Origin of the sequence: Desulfurivibrio nitratireducens (genome assembly GCF_044068515.1) — a bacterium.
GTDB lineage: Bacteria > Desulfobacterota > Desulfobulbia > Desulfobulbales > Desulfurivibrionaceae > Desulfurivibrio.
In genome coordinates this window covers 52,723-73,322 of the sequence record NZ_JBIPKI010000004.1, presented here as the reverse complement: position 1 = coordinate 73,322, position 20,600 = coordinate 52,723, and the positions used below count along the sequence as shown (strand labels likewise).

17 protein-coding genes are annotated in these 20,600 nt (G+C 61.2%); 1 reads left to right on the top strand and 16 read right to left on the bottom strand.

What is annotated here, in order from left to right; genetic code table 11:
- Positions 1-79 precede the first annotated feature (79 nt).
- The 7 genes from glyQ to ACHHTY_RS02875 form a co-directional block, all read right to left on the bottom strand.
- Positions 80-952, bottom strand: coding sequence for a glycine--tRNA ligase subunit alpha (gene glyQ / locus ACHHTY_RS02905; RefSeq protein WP_395492559.1), 873 nt, complete (start codon positions 950-952; stop codon positions 80-82).
- 199 nt (positions 953-1,151) lie between these two features.
- Positions 1,152-1,901 (bottom strand): DVU0298 family protein, encoded by a 750-nt coding sequence (locus ACHHTY_RS02900; RefSeq protein WP_395492558.1) that lies wholly within the window; start codon positions 1,899-1,901, stop codon positions 1,152-1,154.
- A gap of 238 nt (positions 1,902-2,139) precedes the next feature.
- Positions 2,140-3,327 (bottom strand): FprA family A-type flavoprotein, encoded by a 1,188-nt coding sequence (locus ACHHTY_RS02895; protein ID WP_395492557.1) that lies wholly within the window; start codon positions 3,325-3,327, stop codon positions 2,140-2,142.
- Positions 3,328-3,501: 174 nt separating this feature from the next.
- Positions 3,502-4,077 (bottom strand): rubrerythrin, encoded by a 576-nt coding sequence (gene rbr, locus ACHHTY_RS02890; RefSeq protein ID WP_395492556.1) that lies wholly within the window; start codon positions 4,075-4,077, stop codon positions 3,502-3,504.
- A 164-nt stretch (positions 4,078-4,241) separates the two neighbouring features.
- Positions 4,242-4,631 carry a Fur family transcriptional regulator gene (locus tag ACHHTY_RS02885; protein ID WP_395492555.1) on the bottom strand — a complete coding sequence of 130 codons (390 nt, stop codon included), beginning with the start codon at positions 4,629-4,631 and terminating at the stop codon, positions 4,242-4,244.
- A 216-nt stretch (positions 4,632-4,847) separates the two neighbouring features.
- A complete protein-coding gene (locus ACHHTY_RS02880) occupies positions 4,848-5,438 on the bottom strand; it encodes a hypothetical protein (protein ID WP_395492554.1) in 591 nt (196 codons plus the stop codon).
- 117 nt (positions 5,439-5,555) lie between these two features.
- Entirely contained in the window at positions 5,556-6,554 is a 999-nt protein-coding gene (locus ACHHTY_RS02875) for a YhdH/YhfP family quinone oxidoreductase (protein WP_395492553.1), read from the bottom strand.
- Between the two features lie 212 nt (positions 6,555-6,766).
- Between ACHHTY_RS02875 and ACHHTY_RS02870 the strand changes: the two genes are divergently transcribed.
- Entirely contained in the window at positions 6,767-8,875 is a 2,109-nt protein-coding gene (locus ACHHTY_RS02870; protein WP_395492552.1) for an elongation factor G, read from the top strand.
- A gap of 206 nt (positions 8,876-9,081) precedes the next feature.
- On the opposite strand, the gene ACHHTY_RS02865 is transcribed toward ACHHTY_RS02870, so the two are convergent.
- The 9 genes from ACHHTY_RS02865 to ACHHTY_RS02825 form a co-directional block, all read right to left on the bottom strand.
- On the bottom strand, positions 9,082-9,960 hold the full coding sequence (locus ACHHTY_RS02865; protein ID WP_395492551.1) for a YitT family protein: 879 nt from the start codon (positions 9,958-9,960) through the stop codon (positions 9,082-9,084).
- A 13-nt stretch (positions 9,961-9,973) separates the two neighbouring features.
- Positions 9,974-12,700 (bottom strand): CBS domain-containing protein, encoded by a 2,727-nt coding sequence (locus ACHHTY_RS02860; RefSeq protein WP_395492550.1) that lies wholly within the window; start codon positions 12,698-12,700, stop codon positions 9,974-9,976.
- A gap of 109 nt (positions 12,701-12,809) precedes the next feature.
- Entirely contained in the window at positions 12,810-13,802 is a 993-nt protein-coding gene (gene xerD / locus ACHHTY_RS02855; protein ID WP_395492549.1) for a site-specific tyrosine recombinase XerD, read from the bottom strand.
- Between the two features lie 26 nt (positions 13,803-13,828).
- Positions 13,829-14,023: a 30S ribosomal protein S21 gene (gene rpsU / locus ACHHTY_RS02850; protein ID WP_462346274.1), complete on the bottom strand. Its 195-nt coding sequence runs from the start codon at positions 14,021-14,023 to the stop codon at positions 13,829-13,831.
- Between the two features lie 226 nt (positions 14,024-14,249).
- Positions 14,250-15,611: an MFS transporter gene (locus ACHHTY_RS02845; protein WP_395492548.1), complete on the bottom strand. Its 1,362-nt coding sequence runs from the start codon at positions 15,609-15,611 to the stop codon at positions 14,250-14,252.
- Positions 15,612-15,727: 116 nt separating this feature from the next.
- Positions 15,728-17,371 carry an imidazole glycerol phosphate synthase subunit HisF gene (gene hisF / locus ACHHTY_RS02840; RefSeq protein ID WP_395492547.1) on the bottom strand — a complete coding sequence of 548 codons (1,644 nt, stop codon included), beginning with the start codon at positions 17,369-17,371 and terminating at the stop codon, positions 15,728-15,730.
- Positions 17,368-18,054 (bottom strand): XTP/dITP diphosphatase, encoded by a 687-nt coding sequence (locus ACHHTY_RS02835; RefSeq protein ID WP_395492546.1) that lies wholly within the window; start codon positions 18,052-18,054, stop codon positions 17,368-17,370. Before ACHHTY_RS02835 ends, hisF begins: the two co-directional genes overlap by 4 nt.
- A 66-nt stretch (positions 18,055-18,120) precedes the next feature.
- Positions 18,121-19,497, bottom strand: a complete 1,377-nt coding sequence (locus tag ACHHTY_RS02830; protein ID WP_395492545.1) for a nucleoside recognition domain-containing protein — start codon at positions 19,495-19,497, stop codon at positions 18,121-18,123.
- Between the two features lie 406 nt (positions 19,498-19,903).
- Positions 19,904-20,530: a peroxiredoxin gene (locus tag ACHHTY_RS02825; RefSeq protein ID WP_395492544.1), complete on the bottom strand. Its 627-nt coding sequence runs from the start codon at positions 20,528-20,530 to the stop codon at positions 19,904-19,906.
- Between the last annotated feature and the right edge of the window lie 70 nt (positions 20,531-20,600).

The window sequence follows — 20,600 nt, the reverse complement described above, 5'->3', positions numbered from 1 at the left end:
GCCGGCCGATCCGGAAAAACCCTTCCCGCCTGGTCTGCCGGAACCCCCGCCGCAATCCCGCCCCGCTAAAATCAACCCCTCAGTTGCGCCGCAGGAGGGGAAAGCCCAGCGCCTCCCGCCGGGCCACGTACTGTTCCGCGACCCGGCGGGCGATATTGCGGATCCGACCGATATAACGGGTCCGCTCGGCCACACTGATCGCCTTGCGGGCGTCAAGCAGGTTGAAGGTGTGCGAACATTTAAGGCAATAATCGTAAGCGGGCAGGGTCAGGTCGAGATCAAGCAGGCGGAAGGCCTCGGCTTCGTAAGCGGCGAAAAACTCCAGCAGCTTTTCCACGTTGGCGTGCTCGAAGTTGAAGGCTGAAAACTCTTTTTCCGCCTGGAGAAAAATATCACCGTAACTGACCCGGCCATTCCAGGAAATATCGTAAACGCTCTCCACTCCCTGCAGATACATGGCGATTCTTTCCAGGCCGTAGGTCACCTCCACCGTCACCGGGTGCAGGTCCAGGCTGCCGGCCTGCTGGAAATAGGTAAACTGGGTGATCTCCATGCCATCAAGCCAAACCTCCCAACCCAGGCCGGAGGCCCCCAGGGTCGGAGATTCCCAGTCATCTTCGACAAAGCGGATATCATGCTCCAGGGGGTCGAGGCCGAAGCTGGTCAGGCTCTCGATATACATTTCCTGAATATCGGGCGGCGACGGCTTGATAATCACCTGGTACTGGTAGTAATGCTGCAGTCGATTGGGGTTTTCCCCGTAGCGGCCATCGGTGGGTCGGCGGGAAGGCTGGACATAAGCCGCGCTCCAGGGTTCCGGCCCCAAGGCCCGCAAAAGGGTGGCCGGATGAAAGGTGCCGGCCCCCACCTCCATATCATAGGGCTGCTGAATGGCACAGCCCTTTTCCGCCCAGTAACGCCCCAGTTCAAAGATAATGTCTTGAAAATTCATAAACCGCCAAGGGGAAAAATTAACGCCAAACAACCGGGTCTGCTCGGACCCGGAAAAGTATCGTGACGTTTTACGGGAGATGCCCGCGGCCTGTCAAGGAGTTTTGCCAAACAGGCCGCGCTGCCAGGTTTTTCCTTAACATAACAGGAGCTTAAGGAGATGAAAAAGGCTTGCTGGCCGGGGTCGCTGAATATCTCCTCTATGGCAAGCGGTCCAGGGCCTCGCCGGCCAGTTCGCCCACGGTGGCCCTCAACAGCCGGCCGTGCTGATAGAAGGTAACCGGCTCCGGGTGGCCGCGCAATTTCTCCAGGGATGGACGGGCGGCCGCGGCGCCAAGCAAGCCCAGGGCCCGGGCGGCCAGGCCCCGGACCTCGGAGTCGGAGGAGTCCAGGTAGGGCAAGAGGTAATGGTCGGCCCCTTTTTTCCGGAGCAGGCCGGGCCGGGTGGCGGCTAAACGGCCCAGACCCCACATCAGCCCACGCTGCAAGGGCGGGTATTCGAGAAAAAATCCATCCTCCCGCATGAAGGAAACCAGGATGTGGCTATATTCCTCAGCCAGACCGGGATGATGGACCAGGCACTCGGCCATGGCCTCGGGGGCCCCCCAGCCGATGCCGCCGGATTCGTCATTGAGGCTCCACATGAAACGGCGCATTACCACCCGGGCCGCCTCGAGATCCTGCCGGGCCAGATCCGCCACCACCGGCCCCATGGCGCTCACCGCTCGCCAGCGCACCTGGGGCTCATGATGACAGAGGGCGGCAAAAAGCACCTTCAAAACCTGGGACCGGGGCAGGGCCAGAAGCTCCCCCAGCACCGCCGGGGGCAATTCCTCAGGCGCCAGATCCCGCCCTGCGGCCAAACTTACCTCCGGCAAAGATCCAGCTTGGGCCAACAACTCCAGCACCCGATTTTTAACCCCCCGCAACCCCATGGACCACCATAACAAAAAATCAGACCACCCGGCCCCGCTTAATTCCGACCAGCAGCCACGCCGGACCGGGCAATGCCGGTTTTCCGCCCCAGGTCAACCATTAGAACAAGAACAAAGAACGAGATGGCAACGCCGTCCGGCAGGTAAAATTGGGCCACAGCCCAGGCTGGGGCAGGTGCAAACAGATCCGGCGACCATACTCTTCAGTATGTCGCCGGACCTGATCACGCCCAGATGCGGTGGGGCGGCAATATTACCGCATGGCGCGGGCTACGGCCCGGCCCAGTTCCACGCAATCCTTGAGGGTCTCGTGGGCGGGGACATTCTTGATCCGGACCCCCTCGGCCACCAGGGGTATCCCCATGGCATCAAGGCGCTCGCTCAAATGCTTGACCGCCTCGCCGCTCCAGCCGTATGAACCGAAGGCGGCTCCGACCTTGTTTTTCGGGCGCAGCCCCTTCATATAGGTCAGCACATCGGCCATGGCCGGCATGATATTGTTGTTGAGGGTGGGCGAACCCAGGATCAAGGCCTTGGCGTCCAAAACCTCGGTCATGATATCGCTGCGGTGGTTTTTGCGGGCATGCAGCAGCTTGACGGAATTGATCCCTTCCTCCAGCAGGCCGCTGGCCACCGCGTTGGCCATCTTTTCGGTGCTGTGCCACATGGTGTCGTAAATGATCAGCGCCTTCTCCTTGGGTTCCTGGCGGCTCCAACGCTGGTAGGCCTCGAGGATGGCCCCCGGGTTCCGCCGCCAGATCAGGCCGTGATCCGGGGCGATCATGTCGATCTCCAGGCCGCTGGCCTCGACTTCCGCCAGCAGTTTCTGCACGTTGGGAGAGAAAAGCAGCAGGATATTGGCGTAGTACTTGGCGGCATGAGCCATCAGCTCGCCGGGATCCACTTCATCGTCGAAACGCTCGGAGGTGGCCCAGTGCTGACCGAAGGCATCGCTGGAGATCAGCAGTTTTTCCTCGGGAATATAGGAAAACATGCTGTCCGGCCAGTGCAGCATCCGGGTTTCGATGAACTTTACCGTCCGGCGGCCCAGGGAAATCGTGTCCCCGGTTTTTACCACCTCATAGGGCCAGTCGGGCCGATGAAAGTGCTCCAACAGGGCTTTGTGGCCCATGGGTGAGCAGAAGATTTTCTCCGGCTTGATCAACTCAATCATCTCCGGCAGGCAGCCCGAATGATCGAGCTCCACGTGATTGACCACGATGTAGTCGATTTTTTCCGGCTCGATAAGCTGGTGCAGATGGTGAAGCAAGTCGCTTTTAAAACCCTGCCGGACGGTATCGAAAAGGGCGGTCTTATCGTCCCGGATCAGGTAGGCGTTGTAGGTGGTGCCTTTTTCGATCAAGTAACCATGGAAATCGCGGCTGTTCCAGTCCAGGGCCCCGACCCAGAAAATATCCGGTTTAATTTCAGTCGCCTTCATCCGAAATACCTCCTTTCGCTTAAGTTCCGAGCTCCCCCGGCCCAATTGGTCAACGGGATCCCGCGGCCGCCCCGGTCAGAGCGCGCACGCCACCGTTTACGGCTGCGGGATTGGGGAAAAAACGGCGCCCCCAAAACCGGGGGGATGGACAAACGCCCAGGGGCCGCGCCCGGACTACCAGTTTTCTTTCAACAGCTCGAAATGGGCCTGGGCATGATCACAGGCCGGACAACAATCCGGGGCCGCATCACCGTCATGGACATATCCGCAATTACGGCACTGCCAAACCGTAGGCTGCTCGCGCTTGAAAACACGATCACCCTTGATATTGGCCTGCAGGGCCAGGTAGCGTTTTTCATGAAAGGCTTCGGCCACCGCTATTTTCCGGAAGATTTCGGCGATCTCGGGAAAACCCTCTTCGTCGGCGACCTTGGCAAATCCTGGATACATGATGGTATATTCGTAATTTTCTCCCCCGGCCGCCTCGGCCAGGTTTTCCAGGGTATCACCGATCACCCCGGCCGGGAAAGTCCCGCTGATTTCCACCTCGCCGCCCTCGAGCAATTTGAACAGCCGCTTGGCGTGCTCCTTTTCCTGGTTGGCGGTTTCCTCAAAAATCGCGGAAATCTGGACATAGCCGTCCTTTTTGGCCCGGGCGGAGAAATAGGTGTAGCGGTTGCGGGCCTGAGATTCGCCGGCAAAGGCGGTGAGAATATTTTTTTCCGTTTGGGTCCCTTTCAATGATTTCATCACATTCTCCTGAGTTTGCCAATTTTTTTATCATGGTAGCCGGAAGGCGGCGATTTCCTCTCCCGGCCCGGTAAATACCGCTGGGGAAGCCAGCCGTCGCCGGCCTGTTCCTGATGGTTAACTCCCGGTAGCGACCACGGTGGTAAACAGGATGATCCGACCAATCAGCGGCAGGCCGGACAGATTCCGGTAAACTCCAGGCTGTGCCGCAAAATGGTGAAGTCGGTGAGTTCGCCAGCTTGCCGATCGAGATCCAGATCCAGGGGCAGGTTCAGGTCATCCAGCCGCCCGCACTTGAGGCAGCGGACATGATAGTGGGGAGCCGCGTTGCCGTCAAAGCGCTTCTGGGTCCCGCCGACTTCCAGCTTCTGGATCATGCCATGTTCGGCCATCAACTCCAGGTTGCGGTAAACCGTGCCCAGACTGATGCGCGGCAGACGCTTGCGGGCTATCTGGTAAAGTTCGTCGGCGGTGGGATGAGTGTAAAGCTTGCACAACTCATCCAACAACACCTGGCGCTGCCTGGTTACACGAAGAGTAGTACCTAGGGACACGGGGGGCCTCCATTAGCTGATAAATTTCCTGGCCGCCTGGGGAACGGCTCTAAACTTTTGGCGCCGGCTAAGCGACCTTGCAACCAAATAGGAATCGTTTCTATTAAGAGCATAATATGCCAATAACACAAATGGCGCAAGAGGCCAATGGCAATTTAACAATCAAGCCTTTTTTCGGTCGCTTAAAATAACCCGGCGGCTTCGTGGACGCAGAGATTACAAAACTCCGAACAGGGCCGCGTCCCGGGCGGTATCCGCCGGCTCCTGCAGGGGGCCGAGGGGATTTTTTTGGTACAAATGTTCATCGACCCTGGGAACCCCGCCCCAAAGCTTATAGACCACCTGGTCTTCAACCAGGACCACCAGGGAAGTAAAGCGCCACCCGGTCTGGTGGGTCTGCCGCTTGAAGCGGAAAAGATCGAGAAAGACGTTGCCATGCCGTTCCGACTCAAGCCGGTGCAAGTTAAGCTGGAAGGCCTGGCAGTTGGCCGATTCCGCCACGCAAAGACGCAGACCGGGGTCCATTTCCCGGAGGTCAAAAGAAGAGTTGGGCATGAAGAGCTGGATAATTTCGGGGTAGGTCATAATCTGGATATTGGGGGTTTGACTCGGATCAAAATGGAGTTCCTGCAAATCCGCACGGGAGGTTCGATAGGGGATGATCTGGTCAAAGACCGCCTTGGATTCTTCAAAGCTCCCCCAACGCGCCTCACTGCGGGTTTTGGCCACCGGCAACATCGAGCCGCAACCTCCGACGAGCAGCCCAACCAAGGCTACGACAAAAACAGCTGATATTAATCGAGGCATGGTGGTTCTAGTCCTTGGTTTTTCGGTTCCCGCGGAAATCTCTCCCGCAATCGGTTGTTTCTGCTAAATTTTTGCTTTTATTGCAACTTGCGCCGAGGCTTGGGTGCTTGCGGCAAATCAGGCCAGATTAACCAGAATCCGACCGCGGTGACGACCCCGCAAAATATCTTCGATCTTCTCCTCCACCCCGTCAAGATAAATTTCAGTAATCATTTCTGTTAAATCGGGCACCTGCCATTCCGTCGCCAGCCGTTGCCAAATGGCCAGGCGATGAGCCCGGGGGCATTCGGCGCTGTCGATGCCGGCCAGGGTAACTCCCCGCAAAATAAAAGGGTAAACGTTCAAAGGCAAATCCGGGGAGGCGGCGTTGCCGCAGCAGGTAGCCAGGGCGCCGTAACGGCAGGACTTGATGGCGGTGGCCAGAATCGCTCCCCCAACCGTGTCCACCACCCCGGCCCACTTGCCCTTCAGCATCATCCGGCCGCTCCCATCGGTGGCCTCGGCCCGGCTCAGCACTCGGGCGGCCCCGAACTTGCGCAGGAAATCCGCCTGATCCGCCTTGCCGGTTACGGCATGAACCTGATAGCCGAGGCGGGCCAGCATCGCCAGGGCAACCATGCCCACTCCGCCGGTAGCTCCGGTCACTAAAATCCGGCCGTCCTCGGGACGCACCGGGAAATCAACCAGCCGGGCCAGACATTGAGCGGCGGTAAAGCCGGCCGCGCCGTACATCATGCACTGACGCAGGCTCAGCTGGGCCGGCCGGGGCAAGACCCAGGCCGCCGGCACCCGGATATACTGCCCCAGGCCGCCGGGGGTATTCATGCCGAGGTCATAACCGGACACCACCACTTCGTCTCCCGGCCGGCACTGGGGCGAGCGGCTTTCCACCACTACCCCGGCGGCGTCGATGCCTGGGGTATGGGGATAACGCCGGGTAACCCCCCGGTTGCCGGCGGCGGAGAGGGCGTCCTTGTAATTAAGAGATGAATAATGGACCCGGATCAGCACCTCGTGGTCGGGCAGTTCAGCCAGGTCGCGCTCGACCACCCGGCGCCGGAAACCGCCGCCGGGGCTTTCTTCCACTCGCAGGGCGCGAAATTTTTCTCCGGTCATGCTGTTATCTCCATAAAGTGGAAAGTCGTCTTGCCAGATCAGCCTTTTTGGGGGTAAAGAGTATAGGACGATGATCTCGTGTGCAATCGGGCCAGGATGCCGTCCTGCCGGTAAGCCGGGCGCCAAGCCGCGGTCGCTGAACGCTTACTATTGTGCCGGTCCATCCCGCCGTCAAGCTTTTTGTCCGCCAACCTTCAACAGAGAGGTGCTCCATGAAGCTTTATGATGACAAGTACATCAAAAACATCGTTCTCCTCGGCAGCGTCAAGTCCGGTAAAACCACCCTGGCCGAAACCATGGTTTTCGAGGCCGGACTTTCCAACCGCCGCGGCACGATTGAAGATAAGAACACGATCTCCGACTTCCACGAAATCGAACACGAGCGCGGCAACTCGGTCTACGCCACCCTGCTGCACACCGACTGGCGGGATTACAAGATCAACATCATCGACACTCCGGGCCTCGATGATTTTGTCGGCGAAGTGGTTTCCGCCCTGCGGGTGGCGGATACCGCGGTCATGCTGGTCAACGCCCAGTACGGGGTCGAAGTGGGGACCGAGCTGACCTGGAGCTACCTCGAGCGTTACGCGACTCCGGCGATTTTCGCCGTCAACCAGGTGGACCATCCCAAATCAGATTATTTCAAGGCGGTGGCCTCGATTCAGGAGAGTTTCGGCCCGGGGGCCATCGTCATGCAGTATCCCTTGAGCGAGGGGGAAAACTTCGACTGCATCATCGATCTGCTGAAAATGACGATGTACAAGTTTCCCCCCGAAGGCGGCAAACCGGAAAAGCAGGAAATTCCGGCCGGTGAGAAGGAACGGGCCGCTGAGCTGCACAACCAGCTGGTGGAAAAGGCGGCGGAAAACGACGAAGAGCTGATGGAGCTTTACTTTGAAAAGGGCAGCCTGGACGAGGACGAGATGCGCAAGGGCCTCAAGATCGGGATGCTCAACCGGGAGGTCTATCCGATTTTCTGCCTGTCGGCCAAGCGCAACATGGGCAGCGGCCGGATGATGGGCTTCATCGACAACGTCGCCCCTTCGGCCACCGAAATGCCCCCGGAAAAAACCGTCGATGGCAACGAACTGCCCTGCGACCCGGCCGGGCCCCCGGTCATTTTCGTCTTCCGCACCCTGGTGGAGCAGTTTTTGGGCAAAATCACCTTTTTCAAAGTTTGCTCGGGAGTTGTCAGCGAGGGCACGGACCTGGTCAATAACGCCACCGGGGAAACCGAGCGGCTCAATCAGCTCTTCATCATGGCCGGCAAGAACCGCCAGCCGGTAACCAAGCTGGTGGCCGGGGACCTGGGGACCACCTTGAAGATGAAGGGCACCAAGACCAACCACACTCTGCACAGCAAGGATTTTCCCGTGGCCCTCAAGCCCATCGAATTTCCCGAGCCCCGGATCCGGACCGCGGTGGTTACCACCGACAAGAAGGATGACGAAAAGCTGGGCGAGGCCTTGCGAGAGATCCAGGCCGAGGATCCGACCATCCGGGCCGAGCTTTCGCCGGAACTCAAGCAGTTGATCCTCTGGGGCCAGGGCGAACTGCATCTCAACCTGGTCCGCTGGCGGCTGGAAAAGTCCTACGGGATCAAGGTCGATTTTGTCGAACCCCGGATCCCTTACCGGGAGACGATCAGAAAGGGGGCCACCGCCATGTACCGCCACAAAAAGCAGTCCGGCGGAGCGGGCCAGTTCGCCGAGGTCCACCTGCGGGTCGAGCCCTACGAGGAGGGAATGCCCGATCCCAGTGATTTCACCGTGCGGGGCAAGGACGAAATCGCGCTGCCCTGGGGGGGCAAGCTGGTCTTTTACAACTGCATCGTCGGCGGGGTCATCGACGCCAAGTATCTGCCTTCGATTCTCAAGGGGGTGATGGAAAAAATGCAGGAAGGCCCGATGACCGGCTCCTATGTCCGCGATGTCCGGGTGATGGTCTTCGACGGCAAGATGCACGCAGTGGACTCCAATGACATTTCCTTCAAAATCGCCGGTTCCCAGGCCTTCAAGGAGGCCTTCCGCAACGCCAACCCCCAGATTCTCGAGCCGCTTTACGACATGGAAATCTTGGTGCCCGAAGAGTTGATGGGCGACGTGATGAGCGACCTCCAGAGCCGCCGCTCGATGATCCAGGGCATGGAGTCCCAGGGCCGCTACCAGCTGATCCGGGCGGTAACCCCCCTGGCCGAACAGCACCGTTACTCCACCACCCTTAAATCCCTGACCCAGGGCCGGGCCAGCTTCCGCTGCCACTTTCGCGAATACGCCCCGGTCCCCCACGAAATCCAACAAAAACTCACCGCCAGCGCCTAACCGCCTCGCTGGCCCAGCCGCCAACTCAGGTGCTCACCCTGTCCCAAGCCAAACCGGGCAGGGTGAGCACCCAGCAGCCCCCAATAAAACAGGCTCCAAGATGAAAACGGGCAGCAGTGCCGCAGGTTCGGGCAAGCGGACCGGTGCCGCGTACATCAGTACGCAAGCCGGGCCGATCGCCCGAAGATGCGGTGCTGCTGCCCGTTTTACCAGTGGGGCTGGTTGCCGATGCGGTAGTTCATCACCTCCAGGGTATCGGTGACCACCACGAAGGCATCGGGGTCGATGTTGCGGATCATCGCCTTGAGTTCGCCGATTTCGCGGAAGTTGACCACCGCGTAGAGCATGTTTTCCTCGCTGCCGGAATAGCCCCCCCGAGCCGGGATCACCGTAGTGCCCCGGCGCAGGTCGCGGAGGATCTCCCGGTTGATCTCCGGCCAGTGCTTGGAGATGATCATGACCGCCTTGCGCTGGCTTAAACCGGTGACCACCAGGTTGACCAGCTTGGCCGCCACATAAATCTGAATCAGGGTATAAAGGGCCGAATCAAGGGAAAAAACCACTGCGGCCAGGCTCAGCACCACCACGTTCAGAGCCAGCAGGGTGGTGCCCAGGGGAATGGAAAAGCGCTTCATCAGCATCACCGAGAGGATGTCCGCCCCGCCGGCCGAACCCTGGGAGCGCAGGGTTACCCCCGCTCCCAGGCCCATCAGGATACCGGCGAACATCGCCGCCAGGATATCATTCTCCACCGCCAGATCAACCTTGACCAGGGCCAGGGCCAGGGAAAAAATCAGCGTCCCGGCCAGGCTGTAAAGAAAGAAGCGCCGCCCCACCGCCATGTAGGCCCCGAAAAAAAGGGGCACGTTGATCAGCAGATAAATCAGGCCGATGTCCAGGGGAGGAAAAAGTTCGTTGATGATTACGGCCAGACCGGTGATGGCCCCGGCGGCGAAATCGTGGGGAATAATCACCCCGTTGACCGCCAGGGCGCAAATCACCCCGCCGACGGTCATCAGCAGCAGGTTGATGGCCACCTGGCGCAGGTCGGCAAGGCTGAAGGTCGGTTTAACGGGAATTTTCATCGCTCAAAAATCATCAGGGTTTGGTCCCGGGTTCCGGACTTCCCGGCCGGCAGTTGCCCGGGGGTGGGGCGGGGCCGGATTCGGCGCTATCCGGCGGGGAGCCGGCGGTCAAGGGAAAATGGCGCCGCACATAGGCCAGCTCCTGCTTGCGGTTGCGCAACTTGCCATCCAGCCGGGCGTCGAGCAGCTGATCAAAAATTTCCCGGAACCGGGGACCGGGCTGATAACCCATGTTTTTAAGGTCATGGCCGCTGATTTCCGGCCGAACGTCTATGAGCTCGGTAACATACAGAGAAATCGATTTTTTCGCAGCTTTTTTGCGGATTATCGCCATCAGATAAAGCAAACCCTCGGGCCCCAGATCAGCCAGGAGATGATAAATTCCACTGTTGCTGGTCGGCGCGTGGCGCCGCAAACTGGTGGCCGCCTGCTGGGCCGCCCATTTTTCCCGCAGCAGGGCCTGGCGAATCCGCACGGGCACCTCGAAGCGGGCACAAAAGGTTTTAACCTCCTCGCCCTTGAGGGTGGCGGTCAGGGCCAGGAGATAAACCAGCCAGGGGCGACAGGGTTTGTCGAGATAAAGCAAGTGGTACCAGGCCAGGCCCGCCTGGGCTTCGGAGAGAATATTTTCGAGGCGGGCATCCATCCGCAACTTGGGATGGAGAAAGGGCAGCAGCCCCAGCTCCGCCAGCCGGCGGATGGCCGGCAGGGGGTTGTCCTCGTTGAGCATCAGCTGCAACTCCCCGAAAAAGCGATAACCAAAAAAGCGGTCAAAGAGGTTCATCCGCACCGCATTCTTGATCAGGCGCTCGGTGTGGCGGCCGATGGCGAAACCCATCCGCTGCTCGAAGCGAATAGCCCGGAAGATCCGGGTGGGATCCTCGACAAAACTGAGGTTGTGCAGTACCCGGATCTTCTTGTCCTTGAGGTCGTTCTGGCTGTTGAAAAAATCCACCAGGAGACCGAAGTTTTCCGGGTTGAGATGAACCGCCATGGCATTAATCGTAAAATCCCGCCGATAGAGATCCAGCTTGAGGGAGGACAACTCCACTGTGGGCATGGCCGCCGGGTAGTCGTAATATTCCAGCCGGGCGGTGGCCACATCCACCTTGAGCCCGTCGGGCAGCCTGACCATCGCGGTTTTAAACTTGCTGTGGACCCGGACCTCGCCGCCGAGGCGGGCGGCCAGGTCCTTGGCAAAGCGGATTCCATCCCCCTCGATGACCACGTCGATATCGAGATTCTTTTCGTGCAGCAGCAGGTCGCGGACAAAGCCGCCCACGGCGAAGGCGTGATACTTGCGGGCCTCGGCGACTTCCCCGATGGTCCGGAGGAGCACGACGATCCGGCGCCCCAACCGCTCCACCATCAAATTCTGGAGATTGCGCTGCCTTTCACTGGAAGGGAGCTGTTCGCTGTAGAGATTGCGGGGCAGCCGGGAAGGATCGTTGACCAGCAGATTGAGCAGGTCGGTGCGGGTGATCACCCCCTGCAATTCGCCGTTGCGGCCGTCCACCACCGGGATGATGCGCTGGCGGTGCTCGATGATCAGCTCCTGGATATCACCCATGGTCGCCATGGGGGTCAGGGTGGCGAACTCGGTGCTCATGTAATCGCTGACCGGCTGCTCCTGCAGGCCCAACTGAGCGGCCTTGCCCGCCACCCGGCGGGAAATCAGGCCGATTACCCGGTGATTCTCGTCAACCACCGGCAGGACCGTGATGTTGTAGCGGTTGAGCAGTTCCTCGGCCTGGTGGATGGTGATGTTGGGCCGGCCACTGATCACCGGGGCGCTCATCAAATCACCGGCCAGGCGCTGGGGCCGGATCTGCTTGTGCAGAACCTGGATCAGTTTTTCCTCGGCCTCGATCATGGTCAGATCCTTGATCGTGGCCGAGGCGGCCGAGGCGTGCCCCCCGCCGCCGAACTCGCGGACGATTTCCCCGGCGTTAACCTCGGGAATCCGGCTGCGGGCGATGAGATAAGTGCGCTCGCCCATCCGGGCCAGGGCAAACAGGGTATTGAGGTTTTCCATCACCATGAAACGGCGGACCACCATGGCAAAGCCGTCGAAATAGCTATCAATGGTCAGTTTGGCCACGGTGATATCCAGGCCCTGGATGGTGTAGGTGGTGGCCGAACGGATCAGCTCGCCCAGCAGGGTCACTTCGGTGCTGGTCAGTTCCTGGGCGATGAACTGGGTGATGGCGTGGAGATTGGCCCCTCGCTCCAGCAGCCAGGCCGCGGCCTGGAGGTCTTCGGGGGTGGTGGTATCGAAATGGAAGGAGCCGGTGTCCTCGTAGATCCCCATGGCCAGCAGGGTGGCCTCCTGGGGGCTGAGCGTCACTTCCCGGCTCCGGAAAAGATCGACGAAAATGGTGACGGTGGAGCCCACCGGCCGGATATGCTCGACATTGCCCCGCAAATCCCCGGGATTGGCGGGGTGGTGATCGTAAATATGGATTTCCAGGCCGGGGTTGGCCAGGCATTCGGCGATGGTGCCAAGCCGGGAAGCCTGGCGGGTATCGACCACGATCAGGCGCTTGACCTCCTTGAAGGGAATGTTTTTCAGGCGCTGAAAATCGTAAAGATACTCGACGGACTGGCTGAAAAAATCGCGCAGATTCTTCTCCTGGGCCCCGGCAAAGGCCAGGATCGCCTCCGGGTAAAGCTTCTTGGCCGCCACCATCGAGGCCAGGGCGTCGAAATCGGCGTTGATATGGGTGGTGATGAGATCCATCGGATTACTCTACTGATTCACCCCCGTTTTTGCAATCAGCCACTGAGTCCGGCCCGGCCAGAACTCACCCTGGCTTTCTTCAGGTCGGACCAGCCGGCCGGCGCCGGGATCAGCCGCGGGGATGAAATTTACGATGGACGGCCTTGAGGCGGGCGGTGTCGACGTGGGTATAAATCTGGGTGGTGGCGATATCGGCGTGGCCGAGCATGACCTGAACCGCGCGCAGATCGGCCCCGTGCTCCAGCAGGTGGGTGGCAAAGGAGTGACGGAGCACGTGGGGGCTGATGGCCCGCTTAATCCCGCAGAACAGGGCCCGGTCCCGCAGAATCTGCCAGAAGCGCAGCCGGGTCATGGCCGTGCCCCGGCTGGTGACGAAGAGAAAATCGCTGCGCCGGCGCTTGAGCAGGCGGGGCCGGCCCTGGGTGATATAAACCGCCATGGTCTGGCGGGCGGCTTCCCCGAAAGGCACCAGCCGTTCCTTGGTCCCCTTGCCCAGCACCCGCAGGTGGCCGGCCCGGTTGACCGCGGCCACCGGCAGCTTTACCAGTTCGGAAACCCGCATCCCGGTGGCATAAAGCAGGTGCAGCATGGCATGGTTGCGCAGGGCCAGGGGGGTCGGCTGGGCCGGCGGGGCCAGCAGCAGGTCGACCTCGGCCATGCTCAACACCTTGGGCAAAGCCCGGCCGGGCTTGGGCAGGTCGAGCAGGGCGGAGGGGTCGCGCTTAAGCAACTGTTCTCCCAGGAGAAAACGGAAGAAGGCGCGGAGGGCGGAAATCCGCCGGGCGTTGCTGCGGGCAGAGATCCCGTCCCGGTGGCAGGCCGCCAGGTAGGCCCGCAGGTGATCGGGCCCAATATCGTCCAGCTGGGTGATCGGCCCGCCGGAATGGCGGGCGAGAAAGGAGAAAAAGGAGAACAGGTCGGCCTGGTAGGCCGCCAGGGTATTGACCGCCAGGCGCCGTTCGGCGGCCAGGTACTGGAGAAAAAAGTCCAGCAGGGGAGGGACAAAAGGAAACGCCCCGGCGACCGCAGCAAAAAGCGGGTCACGGGGGCGTCGTTTACCAGGGGCCTGATTGTCAGGACGCGGACCGCGCAGACCGGACATGAGAACCGGGCCCTTAAAACGGGACCTTAGTCCCGCTCCATTCTGAACATCAATTTGCGCAGCTTGCGCCGCGATTCCGCCGTCTTGCGCCGACGCTTGGCGCTGGGCTTTTCATAAAACTCGCGCCGCTTGAGCTCTTTCTTCATGCCGTCAAGCTGGAGCTTTTTCTTGAGGATCCGGATGGCATGCTCAACATCGCCCCTGACTTCAACTTCGATCATTTAGCTTTCACCGCCTTTTCGTCGATCGTCTGAGATTAACCGTTGGCCGGCCGCAAGGGTTGCGGAGCCGCCCTTTGTTGATCATAAAAGAGGTTAATTAACCAAAAAGCGGCTCTTTGTCAAATTATTTCCCCCAGCGGAGCCCGAAGCCGCAGTAAGCCCGGGTTCCGGCCGGGACAGGGCTGCCCGGCCCACTTTTTCCCCTTCCGGCCCCGGGCAGGCCGGATTAAAGCGCGGTCTTTTCGCTGCCATTGCCAGCCGTGAGAATACTCTCAGCGGCCGCGGCGGCCAGGCCCCGCGCTTCATCGATCCGGGCCAAGGGCACCAGAGCCAAGGCAAAAAGAACGATGCAGAAGAGCACCGCCCCTTCAAGGCCAAGAACGAACTGGAGCAGGCCGACCCCGAACAGACCAAGAATTGCGGCAACCTTGGAGAAGACGCCCCAGAAGCCGAACATTTCGGCGGCCCGGGCCGGGGGCGAAAAAACCCCGACCAGGGCCCGGCCCACCGACTGGCTCGAGCCCAGGCTCAAGCCGGCCAGCACCCCGGCCCCCAGAAAAAGGTGCTCGACGCTGACCGCAATCCCGGGCCCCCGGGCAAGCCAGGCGGCCAATTCCTGGACAAAATAGATCGCCAGGATCGCCAGAATCCAGAGCACCAGGGTCAAAGCGTAGGTCAGCCGCCCCCCGAGCCGGCCCTGGAGGGCGCCAAAGCCGAGGGCCCCGGCCAGGGCGGTGATCTGGACGACGACGAACATCAGGTTGCGGGTGGTCGCGCTCCAGCCGATGACCTGGGCCCCGTAAATAAAGGCAAAGGCCACAATCACATAGACCCCGGCCATGGCAAATAGAATTGAAACGAAGAGCAGGGACAGATCGGGCAGGCGGCGGATGGTCCGCAGGGGCCGCCCCAGCCGGCGCCTGCCGACGGCCAGCAGCCGGGCCCGTAGCGGACGCCGCCGCCCGATGGCCGGTTCGCGCAACCAGAGGAAAGTCGGAATCGCCGCCAGGAGAAAAAAGAGGGCCGCCAAGGGACCGACCCAGCGGACCCGGTCGAAATTGGCAAGGCTGACTTCCCCGAGCAAAAACAGGGCCAGGCCGGCGGCAACCAGGCCGCCGGCATAGCCGCAGGCCCAGCCCAAACCGGAGATTTTGCCCAGTTCCTCGGGACGGCCGAGAAAAGGCAGGAAGCTGGCGATGAAGGACTCGCCCAGGGAATAGGCGGTGTTGGAGATGACGATCAGGGCAAAGCCAAGCCACCAGTAACCGGGCTGGACCAGAAAGAGCAGGGCGGTGGCCGCCACCGTAACCAGATAACTGAGAAAGAGCAGCCGTTTCTTGGCCCGGGCCGCGTCCATGACCGCCCCCAGCAGGGGAGCGCTGACCACCACCAGCAGATAGCTCAGACAGAGGGCCAGGCTCCAGAGCAGATTGCCGAGCCGGTAGGCGGGGGCGTCGCCGACGATGATCCGGCTGTAGAGGTCGCCGAAAATCACCGTAATAATCAGCAGGGTATAGGCCTGGTTGGCAAAATCGAACATGCACCAACCGAAGATTTCCCTGCGGCCCGCCTTGCTGGTTATGATCATGCTCGCCGGTATCCCGCTGAAATAACACACCACCGCAGCATAGGTGGTTTTGGCCTTACCCAACGACGGTTTTTCCCTGCGGGACCGGCGGAATGACTGCTTGTCGGCCCCGAAAGTCAGCTGCGGATTTCAATCCCCTGCTCGCGGAGGTGTTGCTTGACCGCGCTGATCTCCACCTCGTGGCGGTGGAAGATGCCGGCGGCCAGGGCGGCCTCGGCCCCGGTGGCGGCGAAGACCTCGCTGAAGTGCTCGGGTTTGCCCGCCCCGCTGGAGGCGATCACCGGAATGGTCACCGCCTCCTTGACCATCTTGATCAGCTCCAGGTCAAAGCCGGAGTTGGTGCCGTCCTTGTCGATGCAGTTGAGGAGAATTTCCCCCGCCCCCAGTTCCTCGCAGGCCCGGGCCAGGGTGGCGGCATCGAGCTCGCGGCCCTCGCGGCCCCCCTTGACGGTGCACTGGTACCAGCAGTAGTTTTCCCCGTTGGGGCCGGGAAAGGCGGTGGGAATCACGTGATGGGGCACTTCCTCCGGGCTCCGGACATAAACCCGGCGGGGATCGATGGAAATTACCACGGCCTGGTTGCCGTAAACGTAGGCGATCTGCTCGATGGAGCTCTGGCCGGTTTTGCGCCGGCCGGAGCGCAGATATGCTTCCACCACCGCCACCGCGTCGCTGCCGATGGAGATCTTGTCGGCCCCGGCCCGGAAATAGCGGGAGGCCACATCGAGGGCCGAGTAGAAGCGGCCGTTGGCGTCGGTAAATTCGCGGATGCCGCCGCCGATGGTGAGGGGAACGAAGACCTGCTCGGAGGCGCGCTCGAGGACCTCCAGCATGGGCTGGTCCTCGAGGGGAAAATCGCGAAAGGCGGTGATGTTGAGAAAGGTGATCTCGTCGGCCCCTTCCCGGAAATAGCGGGCCGCCAGTTCCACCGGCCTGCCCAGGTTGCGGACCTCGCCGCCGGACTCGCGGACATCGTACTGGTCGCCCTTGGTCACCACCAGGTCGCCTCGGTCGTTGCTGCGCACATCGAGACAGGCGATGATCCGCTTGGCCAGCCTGGTCCCGGCGGGGAGGAAACCCGAGCCGCTCCCGGCCTCCGGGCTTGCTTGGCCCTGGGATGGCACCGTTCTAGCGGTAACGGCCAAGGCTGTTTCCCGGCTTTGCAGAAAATTGGCCAAAACGGTCAGGCCGGCCTGGCCGCTTTTTTCGGGGTGAAATTGGCAGGCCGCCACCGCCCCCTGCTGGACGGCACTGATAAAATCTTCCCCATAGGTGGTTTCGGCCAGCACCCAGTCGCGATTGGCCGGGGTGGCGGCGGCCCGGTAGGAATGGACGAAATAGAGCTTTTCCCCCTGGTAGCCGGCCAAAAGGGGCGAGGGCTTGCGGATGGCGATCCCGTTCCAGCCGATCTGGGGCACGGCCAGGCCCGGGGCCCGGAAGCGTTCAATCCGGCCCGCGATCAGGCCCAGGCCCGCCACTCCCGGCGATTCCTCGCTGCCTTCGAAGAGAGTCTGCAGCCCCAGACAGATGCCGAGATAGGGCCGGCCGGCGCGGAGATACTCCCGCAGGGGCTCGAGCAAGCCCTGGCGGCGCAGGCTCTCCATGGCGCTGCCGAAGCTGCCCACCCCGGGAAAGATCAGTTTTTCGGCCCGCAGGATATCGGCGGGCTCGGCCACGTCCCGGACCTCGTAGCCCAGTTTGCGGATGGCGTTGCGGACGCTGCGGACATTGCCGGCCCCGTAGTCGAGGAGGGTAATCATTTGACCATCACCTCTTTGGACCAGTCATTGTGTTCGAAGGCCCGGTGATCGGGCTTGGGATCCTTTTCCTCGGCCAGGCGCTGCTCCAGCCACTTGAGAACCTTGGCAAATTCCTCCCGAAGCTGGGCCATGGCCATTCCCCGATGGCTGACCCGGTTTTTTTCCGCCGACTCCATCTCGGCAAAGGTTTTGCCCAAGGGGGGATAAAACATCACCGGATCGTAACCGAAGCCCTTCTCGCCCCGGGGTTCATGGGATATTTGCCCCTCGCAGCGCCCTTCATAGGTCAGGGCGGGGCCGGAGGGTACGGCCAGGGAGATCACGCAGACGAAGGCGGCCCGGCGGTCGCTTTGGCCTTCCAGCTCCCGGAGCAGCTTGGCGATATTGGCGGCGTCATCGGCCTTTGCCCCGGCATAGCGGGCCGAATGAACCCCCGGTGCGCCGGCCAGGGCCTCCACCACCAGGCCGGAATCGTCGGCCAGGGCCGGCAACCCCAGGGCCTTGGCGGTAAACAGGGCCTTTTTATAGGCATTGTCATCAAAGGTGGCCCCGTCCTCCACCACCTCGGGCAGGGGTCCGAAATCGGCCAGGGAGCGGATCTCCACCGGAAAATCCGCCAGCATTTCCTGCAGTTCCTTGACCTTGCCCTGGTTGCGGGTGGCCAGCACGATTACCTGTTGCATAGCGTCTCCATCCTCATTGTTGCTCTATCTTAAAAAAAAGCCGAAAGCCCGGCCCTTTGCTTCCTCTTAAAACCACAGATTGCAGACGATGACCGCCGCGGTGATTCCGGCCGCGTCGGCGGTCAGGGCGGCGGGCAGGGCGTGGCGGGTCCGGGTGATCCCCACCGCCCCGAAATAGACCGCCAGCACATAAAATGTGGTTTCGGTGGAACCCTGCATCACTGAAACCAGAAAGGCGAGAAAGCTGTCGGGATCCCGGGCCACGATCTCGCTCATCATCCCGAAGGCGCCGCTGCCGGAAAGGGGCCGCAGCAGGGCCATGCCCAGGGCCTCGGCCGGCAGCCCGACCCGTTCGGTGAGCGGGGAAAGCACGGTGATCATGATTTCCATGGCCCCGCTGGCCCGGAACATCCCGATGGCGACAAAAATGGCGACCAGGAAGGGAATGATCCGCACCGCGGTGGCAAAGCCCTCCTTGGCCCCCTCGGTGGCCACTTCGTAAACCTTGACCCCCTTGAGGTAGCCGAAAATCAGCAAGCCGGCGATCAGCATCGGGATCAGCCAGGCGGAAACGGCGTTGAAAAAGGAAACCGCGTCCTCACCGCCTGCCCCGGGCCCGAAGAACAGGCGATAAATTATGCCCCCGGCAAAGGCGAGCAGCAGGAGTTGGATAAAAATCCGTCCGCCCCGACCCGGCGGGGTCAGGGCGGGAGCTGCCGGGAACTCGATTCCGTTGCCGCCCGGCTTGGCCGGTGCCGGGCCACCGGCGGCGGGTTGCGCCTTTGCCCCTGAGGACCCGGCGTCAGGGGCCGGACTGGCGGCGACGCCGCTCAAACCCAAAGTCCGGCCCGGTTCGCGTCCGGCCAGCAGTTTGGCCATGGTTATGGCCACAATGGTCGAACAGCAGGTGGCGACAATGGCCGGAATCAGGATTTCGGCCGGGCTGGTGGCCCCGGCGGCGGCCCGCACCGTGATCACCCCCAGGGGCAGCAGGGTGACGCTGGAGGTGTTGATCGCCAGAAAAAGGCACATGGCATTGGTGGCCGTACCCTTTTCCGCCGCCAGCTTGTCCAGCTCCTGCATGGCCTTGATCCCCATGGGGGTGGCGGCGTTGCCCAGCCCCAGGGTATTGGCGGCCATATTCATGATCATCGCGCTCATGGCCGGGTGCTCGGCCGGCACCTCGGGAAAAAGCCGGGTCATCACCGGCCGCAGGGCCCGGGCGATCATCCGCATCAGGCCCCCGGCCTCGGCCACCTTCATGATCCCCAGCCAGAAGGCCATGGGACCGATCAGGCCGATGGCCAGCATCACCCCGGCCTTGGCCGACTCGAAGGAGGCGCTGGTCACCTCGTCCATCCGGCCGGTATAGGAGGCGGTGACCACCGCCACCCCGATCAGACCGAGCCAGATAATGTTTATGGCCGAAGCTTTGGGCTGCATAACTGGGCCACCTTACCCAAAAACAGCCCCAAAAATCCAGCGGAAATAGCAAGGCGAGCCCCCGCGGCTGCGCCGGAAGAGAAGCAGGAACCAGTTTGGGGATGAGGGCAAAAGATGGCAGAGCCTTACCGGCTTGGATCGGCCGCCAAACGGACTTACTGTGTTGGACCGACTTGGAGCAGGTTGCTGAAAGAAAAAAAAGGGGCCCTTCCTGCCAAGAAGGGGGAGAGGGAGGGAAGGCAGGAAGGGCCAGGAGAGGTTGGGTTGCAGTTAAGAGACACGATCCGAACGGAAATAGTTCCAGGATAGTTCGAGGAAAATTCCCGCGCTAAAGCGGAGCTGAAAACCAGGGGTGCGGTGGCCCATTATACCGACCTGATCCACCGCCGCCGGCCATTGGCCGGTTTTATTTCAGGGCGTCATACACCTTGCCCACCAGCTGCGGTCCGGGGGTCAGGGTCTTGTCCCCCTTTTCCCAGCGGGCCGGGCAGGCTTCGTTGGGGTTCTGGGCCACATGGGCGCTGGCCTGGAGCTTGCGGAGCAACTCCTTGGCATTGCGGCCGACATTGTAGAAATTGATTTCGGAGGCAACCAGCACTCCGGCCGGGCTGATGATAAAGGTGCCGCGCAGGTCCAGGCCGGTTTCCTCGTTGTAGACGCCGAAGATCCGGGAAACCCGGCCGGTGGGATCGGCGGCCATGGGATAACTGGCCTTTTCGAGGAACTTTTCCTCCCGTTTCCAGGCCAGGTGGGTATAGACGGTGTCGGTGCTGACCGTGACCACTTCCGCTCCGACGGCCTTGAGATTTTCATATTCATCGGCCAGATCGGCCAGCTCGGTGGAGCAGACGAAAGTGAAGTCGGCGGGATAGAAAACCAGCACCGTCCACTTGCCCTGCTTTTTCTGCTCGGCCAGGGAGATCTTGTTGAAGTCGCCATTGACCGGATCGTAAATTTCCAGTTCGAAATCCGGCACTTCCTGCCCTACCTGGAGGGCGCCGCAACAGCAGTCGTCGTCGTAATGATGTTCCATGGTCAATTTCCTCCTATTAAGATGTTTATTGAAAAGCCTGACTTAAGAAAAGCCGGGCGGCGCCGGACCG

Bases quoted from the DNA above. Each gene is read 5' to 3' on its own strand.
- glyQ (WP_395492559.1), bottom strand. From the start codon at position 952: ATGAATTTTCAAGACATTATCTTTGAACTGGGGCGTTACTGGGCGGAA.
- ACHHTY_RS02895 (WP_395492557.1), bottom strand. From the start codon at position 3,327: ATGAAGGCGACTGAAATTAAACCGGATATTTTCTGGGTCGGGGCCCTG.
- rbr (WP_395492556.1), bottom strand. From the start codon at position 4,077: ATGAAATCATTGAAAGGGACCCAAACGGAAAAAAATATTCTCACCGCC.
- ACHHTY_RS02880 (WP_395492554.1), bottom strand. From the start codon at position 5,438: ATGCCTCGATTAATATCAGCTGTTTTTGTCGTAGCCTTGGTTGGGCTG.
- ACHHTY_RS02875 (WP_395492553.1), bottom strand. From the start codon at position 6,554: ATGACCGGAGAAAAATTTCGCGCCCTGCGAGTGGAAGAAAGCCCCGGC.
- ACHHTY_RS02870 (WP_395492552.1), top strand. From the start codon at position 6,767: ATGAAGCTTTATGATGACAAGTACATCAAAAACATCGTTCTCCTCGGC.
- ACHHTY_RS02865 (WP_395492551.1), bottom strand. From the start codon at position 9,960: ATGAAAATTCCCGTTAAACCGACCTTCAGCCTTGCCGACCTGCGCCAG.
- ACHHTY_RS02860 (WP_395492550.1), bottom strand. From the start codon at position 12,700: ATGGATCTCATCACCACCCATATCAACGCCGATTTCGACGCCCTGGCC.
- xerD (WP_395492549.1), bottom strand. From the start codon at position 13,802: ATGTCCGGTCTGCGCGGTCCGCGTCCTGACAATCAGGCCCCTGGTAAA.
- rpsU (WP_462346274.1), bottom strand. From the start codon at position 14,023: ATGATCGAAGTTGAAGTCAGGGGCGATGTTGAGCATGCCATCCGGATC.
- ACHHTY_RS02845 (WP_395492548.1), bottom strand. From the start codon at position 15,611: ATGATCATAACCAGCAAGGCGGGCCGCAGGGAAATCTTCGGTTGGTGC.
- hisF (WP_395492547.1), bottom strand. From the start codon at position 17,371: ATGATTACCCTCCTCGACTACGGGGCCGGCAATGTCCGCAGCGTCCGC.
- ACHHTY_RS02835 (WP_395492546.1), bottom strand. From the start codon at position 18,054: ATGCAACAGGTAATCGTGCTGGCCACCCGCAACCAGGGCAAGGTCAAG.
- ACHHTY_RS02830 (WP_395492545.1), bottom strand. From the start codon at position 19,497: ATGCAGCCCAAAGCTTCGGCCATAAACATTATCTGGCTCGGTCTGATC.
- ACHHTY_RS02825 (WP_395492544.1), bottom strand. From the start codon at position 20,530: ATGGAACATCATTACGACGACGACTGCTGTTGCGGCGCCCTCCAGGTA.